Genomic DNA, 13,868 nt, shown 5'->3' on the forward strand with positions numbered 1-13,868 from the left:
TGGCATGGGGCGGGCGTATCATGGCCGGAAAAGACGAGGAGAGAGCGATGCCGCTGCGTTTCGCGGAGCGGGCCGACGAGGCCTATTCCTTCCCTTTGACCATCGGCCATCTGCTCGATGCCGCGCTGACGACGTCGGGGGATCAGGAGATCGTCTATCGCGACCAGCTCCGCTTCACCTATCGCGAGCTGCGCCAGCGGATCGGCCGCCTCGCCTCGCTGCTGAGCGATCTCGGCGCGGACGAAGGCATGACCATCGGCGTGATGGACTGGGACAGCCATCGCTATCTGGAGGCCTATTTCGCCATCCCGATGATGGGGGCGGTGCTCCAGACGGTGAATGTCCGCCTCTCGCCGCAGCAGATCGCCTATACGCTGAACCATGCCTCGGCCGAGATCCTGCTCGTCCATCGCGACTTCTTCCCGCTGATCGATGCGATCCTGCCGGCACTGCCCGGCGTGAAGGCGATTGTCGCGATCATGGACGGCACCGACGGGCCGCTCCCCGCCTATGCCAAGGGCGAATATGAGGCGCTGTCGGCCGCCGCGTCGCCCGATTTCCCCTTCCGCGATTTCGACGAGAACGCGATCGCCACGACCTTCTACACCACGGGGACGACCGGCAATCCCAAGGGCGTGGCGTTCAGCCATCGCCAGCTCGTGCTGCATACGCTTGCCTGCAACGCGCCCTTCGGCGTCACCCGCCAGCGCGGCCTGGGCGTCGAGGACGTCTATATGCCGCTCACCCCGATGTTCCACGTCCATGCCTGGGGCGTGCCCTATATCGCCACCATGCTGGGGCTGAAGCAGGTCTATCCGGGGCGCTACGAGCCCGGCATGATCCTGAAGCTCCGCGCGCAGGAAGGGGTGAGCTTCTCGCATTGCGTGCCGACCATCCTCCAGATGCTGCTCGCCGGCGCGGACCAGACGGGCGCGGATCTCTCCGACTGGTTCATGATTATCGGCGGCGCGGCGCTGACCCCGGCGCTCTATCGCGAGGCGCGGCGGAAAGGCATGGAGCTGGTGGCGGGGTATGGCATGTCGGAGACGGCGCCGACGCTGTCGATCGCCCGCCGCCGGCGCGGGGAGGAGGCCGGTCTGGAGGCAGACGCGACGACGCTCACCATGGCGGGCGTGCCGGTGCCTCTGGTCTCGGCGCGGATCGTCGGCGAAGGGATGGCGGACCGCCCCGCCGACGGCGAGGCGCGGGGCGAGCTGGTGATCCGCGCGCCCTGGCTGACCCAGAGCTACACCGGCGACCCCGAGGCCTCGCAGGCGCTGTGGCGGGGCGGCTGGCTTCACACGCAGGATGTCGCGAGCATCGACGCGCAAGGCCATATCCAGATCCGTGATCGGCTGAAGGATGTCATCAAGACCGGTGGCGAGTGGATCTGCTCGCTCAGCATCGAGGAACTGATCGCGGGCGTCGAGGGCGTGGCCGAGGTCGCGGTGATCGGTGTGCCCGATGCGCGCTGGGGCGAGCGGCCGATCGCCGTCGCGGTGGCGCGCCCGGATTCCGCGCCGACGCTGGAGGCGGTCAACGCGCCGCTCGAACGCGCGGTCGAGACGGGCCGGATCAGCCGCTACGCGCTGCTCGATCGGCTGGAGCTGGTCGAGGCGATGCCCAGGACCAGCGTGGGCAAGGTCGACAAGAAGGCCTTGCGCGCCCGCTTCGCCATTCCGGCGGCCGAGATGGCGATGGCGGTGAAGGCCTAGCGCTCCCAGGGTGGGGCGGGGGCGTAGAGCGCCTCCAGATGGGCGAGCCACGAGCGCAGCGCCGCCGGCAGCGGCTCGGCGCGGGCATGGACGGCATAGATGCCGACATCGCGCGCGCCCTGCCAGTCGGGCAGGATGCGCCGCAGCGCGCCCGAGGCCAGCTCATGGCCGACATCCCATGTCGAGCGCAGCGCGATGCCGACGCCCGCCAGCGCCAGCTCGCGCACCACCTCGCTCGAATTGGTGAGGAGATGGCTGTCCACGTCGAGCGTGCGGCGGGCCTTGGCGCTCTCCAGCCGCCACGGCGTCTGGTTCGAGGCGGCGAGCAGGCGGTGCCCGGCCAGATCGCGCAGCGAGGAGGGGAGGCCATGCCGCTCCAGATAGGCGGGCGCGGCGCACAGCACGCGGCGGTTGGGCGCGAGCAGCCGGGCGGTGAGACCCGATCCCGGAGCGGTGGCGGTGATGCGGAGCGCCACGTCCACCCGTTCGGCGAGCAGATCGGTGAAGCCGTCGTCGAGCAGCAGCGCCACCTTCACCGCCGGATGGCGTTCGAGGAAGGCGGGCAGATGCGGCGCGACATGCAGCCGGCCGAACGAGGTGGGCGCCGCGATGCGGAGCAGCCCGCTCGGGGCTTCGGCGCGGCCGGCGACGCGCGCCTCGGCCGCCTCCATCGCGGCGAGGATGGCGCGGACATCCTCGTGGAAGATGCGCCCCGCCTCGGTGGTGGTGAGCCGCCGCGTGGTGCGGTGGATCAGCCGCGCGCCGAGGCTCGCCTCCAGCGCCGCCAGCCGCTTCGACGCCGCCGCGGGCGACAGCCCCAACTCGCGCCCCGCCGCCGACAGGCTGCCGAGATCGACGATGCGGGCAAACAGCCGATAGTCCCGATCCATGGCGATTGTTTCCCTATGCGATCAAATGCATTGAACAATTTCCGTCTAATGATGCAATCGCGCCTGCGCTATGCTCCGCCTCGCGTAAGAGGAGGGATCATGACGGACACGATCATCGACACCCGGAGGATCGACCGGGCCGGCCTCGCCGTCGCCGAGCCGCTGGCGCGCTTCATCGAGGAGCGGGCGCTGCCCGGCACCGGCATCGAGCCGGCCGCCTTCTGGGCGGGCGTGGCCGGCCTCTTCGCCCGCTTCGCGCCCGAGAACGCGATGCTGCTCGCCCGGCGCGACGATCTTCAGGCGCGGATCGACGCGTGGCATGAGGCGCATGGCCGTCAGCCGATCGATCCGGCGGCCTATCAGGCCTTCCTGCGCGATATCGGCTATCTCGTCCCGGAGCCCGCCCCCTTCACCATCGGGACCGGCCCGGTCGATCCCGAGGTGGCGGCGCTGGCCGGGCCGCAGCTCGTCGTGCCCGTGCTCAACGCGCGCTTCCTGCTCAACGCCGCCAATGCGCGCTGGGGCAGCCTCTACGATGCGCTCTACGGCACCGATGCGCTGGGCTCGCTGCCGCCCGCCGGCGGCTATGATACCGCGCGCGGGGCCGAGGTGGTGGCGCGGGCCAAGGCGTTCCTCGACGAGGCGGTGCCGCTCGCCCAAGGTTCATGGGCCGATTTCGCCGGTGGCGACCCGGTGCTGGCCGACCCGTCGCAACTCGCCGGCCGCGCGGGGGAGACCTTGCTCTTCCGGCACCATGGCCTGCACATCGAATTGGTGATCGACCGCGCCCACCCGATCGGGCGCAGCGATCCGGCCGGCATCGCCGACGTGCTGCTCGAATCCGCGCTCAGCACGATCGTCGATCTGGAGGACTCGGTCGCGGCGGTCGATGCCGAGGACAAGGTCGCGGCCTATGCCAACTGGCTGGGGCTGATGAAGGGCGATCTGGAAGCGCGCTTCGACAAGGGCGACCAGCCGATGACCCGCGCGCTGGAGCCGGACCGCCGCTATGCCGCGCCCGATGGCTCGACGCTGGAACTGCCCGGCCGCGCGCTGCTGTTCGTGCGCAATGTCGGCCATCTGATGACGACGCCCGCTCTGCTGCTCCCCGACGGTTCGGAGGCGCCGGAGGGCATCCTCGACGGCATCGTCACCTCGCTGATCGCGCTGCACGACCTCCGGGGGCAGGGGCGTTTCCGCAACAGCCGGGCGGGCTCGGTCTATATCGTGAAGCCCAAGATGCACGGGCCGGAGGAGGCGGACTTCACCGACCGCCTGTTCGACGCGATCGAGGATCTGCTGGGGCTTGCCCGCCACACGATCAAGGTCGGCGTGATGGACGAGGAGCGCCGCACCTCCGCCAATCTCGCCGCCTGCATCGAGGCGGTGAAGGGGCGCATCGTCTTCATCAACACCGGCTTCCTCGACCGCACCGGCGACGAGATGCACACGTCGATGCGGGCCGGCGCGATGATCCGCAAGGGAGCGATGAAGACGTCCGCGTGGATCGAGGCCTATGAGAAGCGCAATGTCGCCATCGGCCTCGCCTGCGGGCTGGCGGGGCGGGCGCAGATCGGCAAGGGCATGTGGGCCGCGCCCGATCGGATGGCCGACATGCTGGCGCAGAAGGGCGGCCACCCGATGTCCGGCGCGACGACGGCCTGGGTGCCCTCGCCGACGGCCGCGACGCTGCACGCGATGCACTATCATGCCGTCGACGTGCGCGAGCGGCAGAAGGCGGTCGCGGCCGAGCCCGTGCCGTCGCTCGACGCGCTGCTGACGATCCCCCTGGCCAAGGGGCACAACTGGACGCCACAGGAGATCGCCGAGGAACTGGACAACAACGCGCAGGGCATCCTCGGCTATGTCGTGCGCTGGGTGGATCAGGGCGTCGGCTGCTCCAAGGTGCCCGACATCCACGACATCGGCCTGATGGAGGATCGCGCGACGCTGCGCATCTCCTCGCAGCATATGGCGAACTGGCTGCTCCACGGCGTGGCGAGCGAGGCGCAGGTGGATGCCGCCTTCCGCCGCATGGCCGCCAAGGTCGACGCGCAGAACGCGGGCGACCCGGCGTACCGGCCGATGGCGGGGCGGGAGACGGAGAGCCTCGCCTATCAGGCGGCGCGCGCACTGGTGTTCGAGGGGCTCACCCAGCCCAACGGCTATACCGAACCGCTCCTCCACCGCTTCCGCCAGAGGGTGAAGGCGAAGGGGTGACGAAGTCGACACGCATGACGGAAAAATCCCGTCGCCGTCGCTGAGAAAGATCATGCCGTCTGGAAGTCGAATGGACTTGCCCGATACCGATCGTCTGCTCACCGTACGCGACGCGCGAGGCCGATTTTTGTTCGCGCTATCGAAAGGTGACGGTCGTGCGGCTGATGCGGGTCATTGTAGCGTGTCTCGTGGGAATGATGAGCTTGGTTGGCAATGCAGCCGAAGCTGCCGCATCAACGGCATGGCAGGCCCCCTCGGGCTATCGTCAGATTCCGATCTGGCCGGGCAGCGCACCGGATATGGCGGGTGTGCCGCAGCCTCCCGAACGGGTTGAAGTCACCAAGGCGCCAGATGTCGTTGCCGGTCGACCATATACCGGCGTCTATGATGTGACCGCCCCGACCATGACCATATTTCCCGCAAAGGGGCACAATACCGGCGCAGCGATGATCGTCTTTCCGGGCGGTGGGTTTCAGATGCTCGCGATCGACCTTGAGGGCACCGAAATCTGCGACTGGATGACATCGAAGGGCATGACATGCGTATTGCTCAAATATCATGTTCCAAACAGCGACGATCATTATGACCGTCACTGCAACTGCCACGTCACGCCCAAAGTCCGCCGCGCCTTGCAGGATGCGCAACGTACCATCCGGCTGGTGCGGTCCAGGGCGCAGGAACTCAAGATCGATCCGCATAAGATCGGCGTGATAGGCTTTTCGGCGGGCGGTTATCTCGTGGCGGAAACGAGCAACGTTTTCGCGGCGGCCTACAAACCGGTCGATGCGATAGATCGGGTGAGCAGCCGCCCCGATTTTGCGATTGCCGCCTATCCGGGCCACATCTGGCGCGGCAATGGCTGGGATATGGACCCTTCGCTTCACGTCACCGGGCAAACCCCGCCGACATTCATCGTGCAAGCATGGGACGATAAGGTCGACGGTATTCGGCAGAGCCTGATTTACGCTCATGCGCTCGAAAATGCGGGTGTTCCCGCCGAGGTCCATCTTTTCGCCAAAGGCGGGCACGCTTTCGGTTTGCGGCAGACCAGGCATCCCATCACGGGGTGGCCCACGCTGGTGGAGAACTGGCTCAAGGAAATCGCGATCCTGTAGACCGAATGGCGGCTTGCCACATATGAGCGTTCGGAAGCCGGCGGTCGCGCATCACCCTTCACCCTCCTCCTCAATGGAAATCCCGTGACTTCGGGATGATCCGCACGTCGCGCGGGTGGCGGGCGCGGGGGATGGGGGTGATGGGCGCCGCCTCGCCCAGCCCGTCGAGCAGCGCGCTCAGGTCCACGATGCGGTTCGCCATCAGGTGGAGCACGCCTTCTTCGCTGCGCTGCACCTCGCCCTCCGCCTGCATCAGCCGCGCGGCCATCAGCGGGCGGCGATAGCGCTCGAACAGCCGCGCCCAGAGCAGGATGTTCACGATCCCCGTCTCGTCCTCCAGCGTGGCGAAGATGGCGTTGCCCTTGCCCGGCCGCTGGCGCACCAGCACCACGCCCGCCACCTTCGCCCGCGCGCCGTTCTTCGCCTCCCCCAGCTCCGCGCTGCTGAGGATGCCCCGGCGGCGGAGCGTTTCGCGCAGGAACCGGATCGGATGCGCCTTCAGGGAGAGCCGGGTGGTCTGATAGTCGGCGGCGACATGCTCGGCGAGCGGCATGGCGGGGAGCGCCACGTCGGGTTCGTCGGCCAGCTCGCGGGCGCGGGCGGCGGCGAACAGCGGCAGCTCGGCGGAAGCCGGCATCCGCCGCACCTCCCACGCCGCCTCGCGCCGCGGCAGGGCGAGCGAGCGGCACGCATCCGCATCCGCCAGCAGGCGGAGCGCGCGGGCGGGGAGCGCCGTCGTCTCCGCGCCCTCGCCCTGTGGAACCCGCACGCGCCGGCCCAGCTCCTCGATGCTGGCGAAGGGGCCGTTCGCCGCCCGTTCGGCGGCGATGGCGTGGCCCCAATCCTCACGGAAGCCGTCGATCTGGCGGAAGCCGATGCGCAGCGCCTGGCCCTTGTCGAGGCGGTGCCGGGCCGCACCCCAACTCCAGCGGGGATGGATTGCGGTGTCGGTGGCGCCGGCTTCGAGGCCGTTGTCCCAGCCGCTGTGGTTGACGTCGATCGCGAGGGTCTCGACGCCATGCTCCTGCGCGTCGCGGACGATCTGGGCGGGGGCGTAGAAGCCCATCGGCTGCGCATTGAGCAGAGCGCACGCGAACACCGCCGGATGGGTGCATTTGAGCCAGGCCGAGACATAGACCAGCAGCGCGAAGGAGATGGCGTGGCTTTCCGGGAAGCCATAGCTGCCGAAACCCTTGATCTGGTTGTAGCAGCGCTGGGCGAAATCGCGCTGATAGCCGCGTGCGGCCATGCCCTCGATCATCTTGCGTTCGAAATCGCCGATCGTGCCGACATTGCGGAACGTCGCCATCGCGCGGCGGAGCCGGTTCGCCTCGTCGGGGGTGAAGCCGGCCGCGATGATGGCGAGCTTCATCGCCTGCTCCTGAAAGAGCGGCACGCCGAAGGTGTCGCCCAATATCCCGCGCAGCTCGTCTTGATCGTGCGGGGGCTTGGGGGAGGGGAAGTCCACGGCCTCCTTGCCTGCCCGCCGCTTGAGATAGGGATGCACCATGTCGCCCTCGATCGGGCCGGGGCGCACGATCGCCACCTGTACGGCGAGGTCGTAGAATGTGCGAGGCTTCAGGCGCGGCAGCATGTTGATCTGGGCGCGGCTCTCGACCTGGAAGACGCCGATGCTGTCGCCGGTGCAGAGCATGTCGTAGACCGCCGGCACCTTGGCCGGCACGGTGGCGAGGGCGAGGTCGCCGAGGCCGTGCGCGCGCATCAGGTCGAACGCCTTGCGGATGCAGGTGAGCATTCCGAGCGCCAGCACGTCGACCTTCATCAGGCCGAGCGCGTCGATATCGTCCTTGTCCCATTCGATGAAGGTGCGGTCGTCCATCGCGGCATTGTGGATCGGCACCAGCTCGTCGAGCCGCCCCTGCGTCAGCACGAAGCCGCCGACATGCTGCGAAAGGTGGCGCGGCGCGTGGAGAAGCTGGCTGACGATCCAGTGCAGCCGCGCGAGTTCGGGCGCCTGTGCGTCGAACCCCGCGTCGGTGAAGCGACGGCTCTCCATGCGGCCGGCATAGCTGCCCCACACCATGCCGGTGAGCCGCGCGGTCACGTCCTCGGAGAGGCCCAGCACCTTGCCGACCTCGCGCACCGCGCTCTTCGGGCGATAATGGATGACGGTGGCGGCGATGCCGGCGCGTTCGCGGCCATAGCGCTCATAGATGTGCTGGATCACCTCCTCGCGCCGCTCATGCTCGAAATCGACGTCGATATCGGGCGGCTCGTCGCGCTCGGCCGAGACGAAGCGCGAGAAGAGCAGCTTGAACTGCCCCGGATCGACCGAGGTGATGCCGAGGAAGAAGCAGACCGCCGAATTGGCCGCCGAACCCCGCCCCTGACACAGGATCGGCGGATCGAGCGAGCGGGCATATTGCACCGCGTCATAGACGGTGAGGAAATAATAAGCGTAGCGCCGCTTGCGGATCAGGCGGAATTCGGTGCGCAGCGTGTTGCGGATCTTGCGCGGGATGCCGTCGGGATAGGCCTTCTCCGCCGCCTGCATGGTGATGTGCTTGAGCCAGGGCATGGGTTTCCACCCCTTCGGCACCGGCTCATGGGGATATTCGTAGCGCAGGTCTTCGAGCCTGAAGCGGATGCGGCCGAGGATGTCGGCCCAGCCTGTCGTCGCATCGGGGGCCTGACGGAACAGCCGCGCCATCTCGGCCGCCGGTTTCAGATGGCGCTCTGCATTGGCGAGGAGCTGCGTGCCGGCCTGCGTGACGGTCACCCCCTCGCGGATGCAGGTGACGATATCGTGGAGCGGGCGGTGCTCGGGCGTCGCATAGAGCGCGTCGGTGGTGGCGAGGAGGGGGATGCCGGTGCGCGCCGACAGCGCCTGAAGCCGCGCGAGGCGGCGCTGATCGTCGCCGCGCCGCGCCATGGTGGCGGCGAGCCACAGCGGCGCGTGGCGGGCGAGGCGGCGGAGCAGGAACTCGTGGGTCTCGTCGGCGATGGCGATCAGCAGCAGGCCGTCCGCATGATCGATCAGATCGGCGAGGCGCAGGTCGCATTCGCCCTTGGCCGCGCGGAGATTGCCGGTCGACAGCAGCCGGGTGAGCCGCCCCCAGCCATGGCGATCGACCGGATAGGCGACGATGTCCGGCGTGCCATCGGTGAAGGCGAGCCGGGCGCCGAAGACGAGACGGAAATCGGGCTGGGGCTCCTTCGCCTGCCCGATCTTCGCCCGCAGATCCTTGAGCGCGACATGGGCGCGCACCACGCCCGCCACCGTGTTGCGATCGGCGATGCCCAGCCCGCTGAGGCCGAGCTTCACCGCCTTCACCACCATATCGGCCGGGTGCGAGGCGCCGCGCAGGAAGGAGTAATTGGTCGCCGCGACCAGCTCGGCGAAGGCGGGGGGCTCGCCGCTCATGCGAACAGCCCGTGGACGTACCAGCAGGGCCGATCCGTCTCGCTGCCGTAAAGGCCGTAGCGGAACAGCCAGAAACGGCGGCCGCGCGCATCCTCCACCCGGAAATAATCGCGGGTGAGGAGCGGGCGCGGATGGCGGGCGGGGGGCATCTCTTCCCCCGCTTCCAGATCGTCGCGGCCGGGATCGGGATGGACGACCGAGGGTTCGGGATCGGGCAGCCGCTCGACCTTCACCCGCCACCATTCGGACGCGATCCGTTCCGGCCCCTCGAAACGGGTGACGTCATGATGGGTGCGCCGCCAGCGGAAGCGGCGGGGTGGCCCGTCGGGCACCTCGGCCAGCACCTCGATCGGCTGCGGCGGGTCGAACAGGTGGAGTGGGCGGAGCGGCGGCTCGCCGGGCACGGGCGAACCCCAGGGCGCGGGCGCCGGACTGTCCATGGCGGGGAGCGGCAAGGCACGCTGCTCGGGGATATGCGTGTCGCGGGGCGCGAAGCGGCGGACGCGCCCGCGCCCCAGCCGTGTGCCGAGCCGGTCGACCAATGCCGCCAGCGCATCCTCGCTGACCGAGCCGCCTTCGAGCTGGAACTGCGATGCGTCAAGCGGCTCCGCCATGGGCACCGCCAGCCGGATCATGTCGAAGCCGAAGCCCGGATCGATCGGATCGGCGAGCGCATCGATCCGCTCGCGCATCAGCCGCACGACCAAGGCCGGGTCGCGCGTCGGCAGGCTCGTCTCGATGGCGAGATCACGGGTGAGGCCGTCGCTGCGATAGAGGCGGACGGCGAAGCGCCGGCCTCCGCTGCGCCGTTCCTCCAGCGCTCCGGCGGCTTCCCCGGCCAGCTCCGAGATCGTCAGGAGCGCCTGTTCGGTGCGCAGGATCGGCTCGGCGAAGCGCCGCTCGAACAGCAGAGCGGGGAGCGGCCGGCGCGGCACGATGCGGCTGTCCGCATGGCCGATCAGCCGATCGAGCGCGGCCACCGTCTCCGATCCGAAGCGCGCGGCGATCGGCGCGCTGGGCCGCTGGGCGAGATCGCCGATGGTCTTGAGCCCCGCCCGGCCGAGCGCGACCTCGATTTCTTCCTCCAGCCGCAGCGCCGCGACCGGCAGCCGCCGCACCGCCGCCGCCTCGTCGGGCGCGGGCATGGTCTGGTAGCGGGCGAGCGCCTGCGCCGCCTCGGGCGTGGCCGCGACGGCGTGGCGCAGGTGGAGCCTTAATGCCGCGATCCGGCGTTCCGCATCGGCCGCCAGCGCGCCTTCGCCGCCGAACAGATGCTCGGTGCCGCTGATGTCGAGCGTGATGCCGTCGGGCGGATCGAGCGCCACCATCGGCGTATAGCGGTCGCAGCCGTCGGCGATCCGTTCCAGCCACAGCGCATCGGCGTGCGGATCATGATCGATCGCGGCGAGTTCGGGAACGCGCGCGCGGGCATCCGCCAGCGTCAGCCCCGGCGCGATGCCGAGCCGCAGCGCCCGCGCGTCGACCGCGACGATCCGCATCGCGCCGCGCTGCTTCTCGACGAAGGCGAGGGGCTGGTCAGCGGGCGTATCGGGGTGCAGCGCCCGGAAGCGATCCGCCGGCAGCAACGGCAGGAACAGCGCGAGGTAGCGCCGGCTCGCGGAAGCGGACGCGCTCACGATCCCACTCCAGCCGCCAGCGGCCGCCGGCAGGGCCGCCGCGCCGGCGCAGCAGTTCGAGGTCGAAGGTGGGCTGGCCGGGCGCGTCGGCCTCCAGCGCGGTCGAGGCGGCGGCGGTGACCGACCAGCGCGTCTGTGCGGCGCTCGGCCCCGGCTCGGCATCGGCGCGCAGCATCAGCGCGGTGACGCCCGAGGCCTCGGCCGCGATCGCCAGCCGCCGGCTCGCGGTCAGATCGAGCGCGCGGGGGCGTCGCCACGGCTCGATCACCGCCACGCCCACCTGCGGGCACCGCACCACCTCGGCCGCCGCGCGCAGCAGCGCCACCGGATCGGGCAGCACCACCAGCACCAGCCGCGCGGGATCGAGCCCGATCTCGGCCAGCCCCGGCGGGTGCAGACGCCCCGCGCCGCGTTCCGCCTCGTCCTGCCGGAGCCACAGCAGCGGCGCGCCCGGCGGCAACGCCAGCAATGCCAGCATCGTCGCGAAGCCCGCCGCCGCGCCGGCATCTTCCGGCTGCGCGGCGAACAGTTCGTGCAGCCGTCCGCGCGCCAGTCCGCCGCCGATCGCGGCATCGATCCCGGCATGGCCCAGCGCCGCCGCAGCGGGGGCGTCCGCCATTCTCTGCCCCTCGATCCGGGCGATCGTCCCTCGCAAGGCGCATAGCGCTTCCACCGACTCGACCATAGAAATGTTCTCTCTATGTTCTAGTTCGCGCGTCTGCCCCCGGCGAGTCAAGAGGGGCCTCAGAAGTGGTAGGCGACGCCCACCAGCACCTGATGCCGATCGAAGCGGCCATGCGCCTGGCCGAGTTCCGTGTAGCGATATTCGACGCGGGCCGAGACGTTGGATGTCAGGGCGCGCTCGGTGCCGCCGCCCAGCGTCCAGCCGTTGAGATCGCTGGAACGGCTGATCGCCTCGGCCTGCTGACCGATGGTGGTCTGCACGCGGACATTGGCATAGCCGCCCCGCGCATAGACCAGCGTCTTGGGATTGACGAGATAACCGGCGCGGGCGGTGACGTTGATCTGGCGCTGCGGATCGATGCTGGCCGGCGTGCCGTCGACATCGCCCCGTGCCGCGTCATGGATGCCGGCGTCGATGCCCGCCTCGGCGCCGACCACCACGCGGGGCGTGAGCTTGTAGTCATAGCCCGCGATCGCGCCGCCCGCGAAGGCGGACTTGCCATGATCGACGGCGACGCCGTTGGCGCGGCCGATGCTGTCATGGTTCAGGCCGGCCTCGACGCCGACATACGGCCCCTGAAAGGGTTCGGCCAGCGCGGGAGCTGCGGCGAGCGAGGTGGAAGCGAGCGCGAACGCCGCGACGAGCGAACGGGTCATGAGCGGTCTCCTGTCCGGTCGGCGACGGGGCCGGCCTCTTGAGACCCATGTAGGACCACGCTGTCATTGCGGTCAGCCGGAATAAAATAGGATGGTTTGTTCGATTTCCTGGAAATGCGAAGGGCAGAGAGGATCGGAAAAGAAGATCGTGCCGGTTTTGCATCGCGATCGTGATGAAGGGCGGTGTCCTGCTTTAAGTGCGAGCCGACTTCCCTCTTTCGGCAAGCGAAAGCCTGATGCTGTTTCGTGCAGTTCAATTTGGTTTCAAAATGAAACCATAACCGCACTTTCACCAAATAGGTCGTTCAATTGGGCTGAAGATATGTTATTCTCCGATCATCATCCGAATGGGATGACGAGGAGAGAGGGTGATGGAACATATGGATCCATCGCTGTGCAGCGTGGAATGCCGCTTGCTGTGCCTGATGAGCAGCGTCTCGCTGGCCATCTCCGCCGCGGTGATCCTCTTGCTGGTCTGATCCGGCCCCTCGCCGAAGCCGCGGGGCATCAGCCCATCGGCGCACCCATATCGTTCTTGTAATGGTGCCAGGTGAAGATCGCTGCTGCGCCCCTGTGCGGGCTCCAGCCTTCGGCGAGCGCGCGCGTTTGCTTCTCGCTCGGCCGTTCGGCGAGGCCGAGCAGCCGGCCCGTCTCGATCTGCACGGCAAGATCGCCCGCCGGCCAGATATCCGGCCGCCCTTCCGCGAACAGCAGATAGATCTCCGCAGACCAGCGGCCGATGCCCTTGATCTTCACCAGCGCCGCGATCGCCTCCTCGTCGTCGAGGGGCAGGCGCGCCAGATCGAGCTCGCCCGAGCGCACCAGCCCGGCGAGGCTGCGGGCATAGCCGGTCTTCTGGCGAGACAGGCCGGCGGCGCGCAGCGTCTCGTCGCTGGCGGCCTCGATCCGGGCCGGATCGTCGAGATCGCCGAGCGCCCCTTCCAGCCGCCCCCACACCGCGCGCGCCGAGGCGACGCTCACCTGCTGGCCGACGATGGTGCGCAGCAGGGTGGCGTAACCGCGCTCCGAACTGCGCGGGCCGGGCAGGCCGACGCGCTCGATCGCGCGGGCGAAGGCGGGCTCCATGGCGGACAGCGCGTGGAGCGACGTATGAAGCTGGTCGATCGAAAGGCCCATGCGCGGATATCGTCCCTGGCGCTTGTCTTGCAAAAAAGGGCCATCACCCATAGCCGGGCACCAAGCATCCGTCACCCGGAGGAGAAGACATGCCGAAGTTGATCGTCGTCACCCGCGAAGGCCAGGAATCCACCGTCGAGGGCGAAGCCGGCCTCAGCGTGATGGAAGTGATCCGCGATCATGGCTTCGACGAGCTGCTGGCGATGTGCGGCGGCTGCTGCTCCTGCGCGACCTGCCATGTCTATGTCGACGACGCCTTCGCGGGAGAACTGCCCGCGATGAGCGATGACGAGAACGACCTGCTCGACAGTTCGGACCACCGCACCGGCGCCTCGCGGCTGTCCTGCCAGATTCCCTTCTCCGACGCGCTCGACGGCCTGCGCGTCACCATCGCGCCGGAGGATTGAGGCCGCAAACCCCTCCCGTCA

10 protein-coding genes are annotated in these 13,868 nt (G+C 69.0%); 4 read left to right on the plus strand and 6 right to left on the minus strand.

From position 1 onward, the window contains the following. Positions 1-47 precede the first annotated feature (47 nt). Positions 48-1,715, plus strand: coding sequence for a fatty acid--CoA ligase (locus tag FHS98_RS15920; protein ID WP_167107371.1), 1,668 nt, complete (start codon positions 48-50; stop codon positions 1,713-1,715). On the opposite strand, the gene FHS98_RS15925 is transcribed toward FHS98_RS15920, so the two are convergent. Next, the gene (locus FHS98_RS15925) at positions 1,712-2,605 is read right to left on the minus strand and encodes a LysR family transcriptional regulator (protein ID WP_167107374.1); all 894 of its coding nucleotides are present in this window, start codon (positions 2,603-2,605) and stop codon (positions 1,712-1,714) included. The two genes, FHS98_RS15920 and FHS98_RS15925, sit on opposite strands and share 4 nt — an antisense overlap. Positions 2,606-2,704: 99 nt before the next feature. Here FHS98_RS15925 and FHS98_RS15930 point away from each other — a divergent pair, with 99 nt between their 5' ends. Together FHS98_RS15930 and FHS98_RS15935 are read left to right on the plus strand one after the other, a co-directional pair. Beyond that, positions 2,705-4,825 (plus strand): malate synthase G, encoded by a 2,121-nt coding sequence (locus FHS98_RS15930; RefSeq protein ID WP_208402322.1) that lies wholly within the window; start codon positions 2,705-2,707, stop codon positions 4,823-4,825. Positions 4,826-5,019: 194 nt separating this feature from the next. Continuing rightward, positions 5,020-5,940, plus strand: a complete 921-nt coding sequence (locus FHS98_RS15935; protein WP_208402323.1) for an alpha/beta hydrolase — start codon at positions 5,020-5,022, stop codon at positions 5,938-5,940. Positions 5,941-6,010: 70 nt separating this feature from the next. Here the strand turns inward: FHS98_RS15935 and FHS98_RS15940 are convergent, their stop codons facing one another. The 5 genes from FHS98_RS15940 to FHS98_RS15960 all read right to left on the minus strand — a co-directional run bounded on the left by FHS98_RS15940 (position 6,011) and on the right by FHS98_RS15960 (position 13,440). Next, complete coding sequence (locus FHS98_RS15940; protein ID WP_208402324.1) at positions 6,011-9,325, minus strand: error-prone DNA polymerase; 3,315 nt, start codon at positions 9,323-9,325, stop codon at positions 6,011-6,013. Beyond that, a complete protein-coding gene (locus FHS98_RS15945) occupies positions 9,322-10,962 on the minus strand; it encodes a Y-family DNA polymerase (protein ID WP_341786084.1) in 1,641 nt (546 codons plus the stop codon). Before FHS98_RS15945 ends, FHS98_RS15940 begins: the two co-directional genes overlap by 4 nt. After that, positions 10,862-11,581 (minus strand): ImuA family protein, encoded by a 720-nt coding sequence (locus FHS98_RS15950; protein ID WP_243848067.1) that lies wholly within the window; start codon positions 11,579-11,581, stop codon positions 10,862-10,864. Before FHS98_RS15950 ends, FHS98_RS15945 begins: the two co-directional genes overlap by 101 nt. A gap of 125 nt (positions 11,582-11,706) precedes the next feature. Further along, positions 11,707-12,303: an outer membrane protein gene (locus tag FHS98_RS15955; protein WP_167107380.1), complete on the minus strand. Its 597-nt coding sequence runs from the start codon at positions 12,301-12,303 to the stop codon at positions 11,707-11,709. Positions 12,304-12,810: 507 nt separating this feature from the next. Next, entirely contained in the window at positions 12,811-13,440 is a 630-nt protein-coding gene (locus FHS98_RS15960; protein ID WP_167107383.1) for a DNA-3-methyladenine glycosylase family protein, read from the minus strand. An 89-nt stretch (positions 13,441-13,529) separates the two neighbouring features. Between FHS98_RS15960 and FHS98_RS15965 the strand changes: the two genes are divergently transcribed. Next, positions 13,530-13,847, plus strand: a complete 318-nt coding sequence (locus tag FHS98_RS15965) for a 2Fe-2S iron-sulfur cluster-binding protein (RefSeq protein ID WP_167107386.1) — start codon at positions 13,530-13,532, stop codon at positions 13,845-13,847. Positions 13,848-13,868 lie beyond the last annotated feature (21 nt).

This window comes from Sphingomonas oligoaromativorans (assembly GCF_011762195.1).
In the GTDB taxonomy this organism is placed as follows: domain Bacteria; phylum Pseudomonadota; class Alphaproteobacteria; order Sphingomonadales; family Sphingomonadaceae; genus Solisphingomonas; species Solisphingomonas oligoaromativorans.

What these genes read in the sequence shown, in the direction of transcription:
- FHS98_RS15955 (WP_167107380.1), bottom strand. Translation starts at nt 12,303, where the DNA reads ATGACCCGTTCGCTCGTCGCGGCGTTCGCGCTCGCTTCCACCTCGCTC.
- FHS98_RS15960 (WP_167107383.1), bottom strand. Translation starts at nt 13,440, where the DNA reads ATGGGCCTTTCGATCGACCAGCTTCATACGTCGCTCCACGCGCTGTCC.
- FHS98_RS15920 (WP_167107371.1), top strand. Translation starts at nt 48, where the DNA reads ATGCCGCTGCGTTTCGCGGAGCGGGCCGACGAGGCCTATTCCTTCCCT.
- FHS98_RS15940 (WP_208402324.1), bottom strand. Translation starts at nt 9,325, where the DNA reads ATGAGCGGCGAGCCCCCCGCCTTCGCCGAGCTGGTCGCGGCGACCAAT.
- FHS98_RS15965 (WP_167107386.1), top strand. Translation starts at nt 13,530, where the DNA reads ATGCCGAAGTTGATCGTCGTCACCCGCGAAGGCCAGGAATCCACCGTC.
- FHS98_RS15925 (WP_167107374.1), bottom strand. Translation starts at nt 2,605, where the DNA reads ATGGATCGGGACTATCGGCTGTTTGCCCGCATCGTCGATCTCGGCAGC.
- FHS98_RS15950 (WP_243848067.1), bottom strand. Translation starts at nt 11,581, where the DNA reads ATGGCGGACGCCCCCGCTGCGGCGGCGCTGGGCCATGCCGGGATCGAT.
- FHS98_RS15930 (WP_208402322.1), top strand. Translation starts at nt 2,705, where the DNA reads ATGACGGACACGATCATCGACACCCGGAGGATCGACCGGGCCGGCCTC.
- FHS98_RS15935 (WP_208402323.1), top strand. Translation starts at nt 5,020, where the DNA reads ATGATGAGCTTGGTTGGCAATGCAGCCGAAGCTGCCGCATCAACGGCA.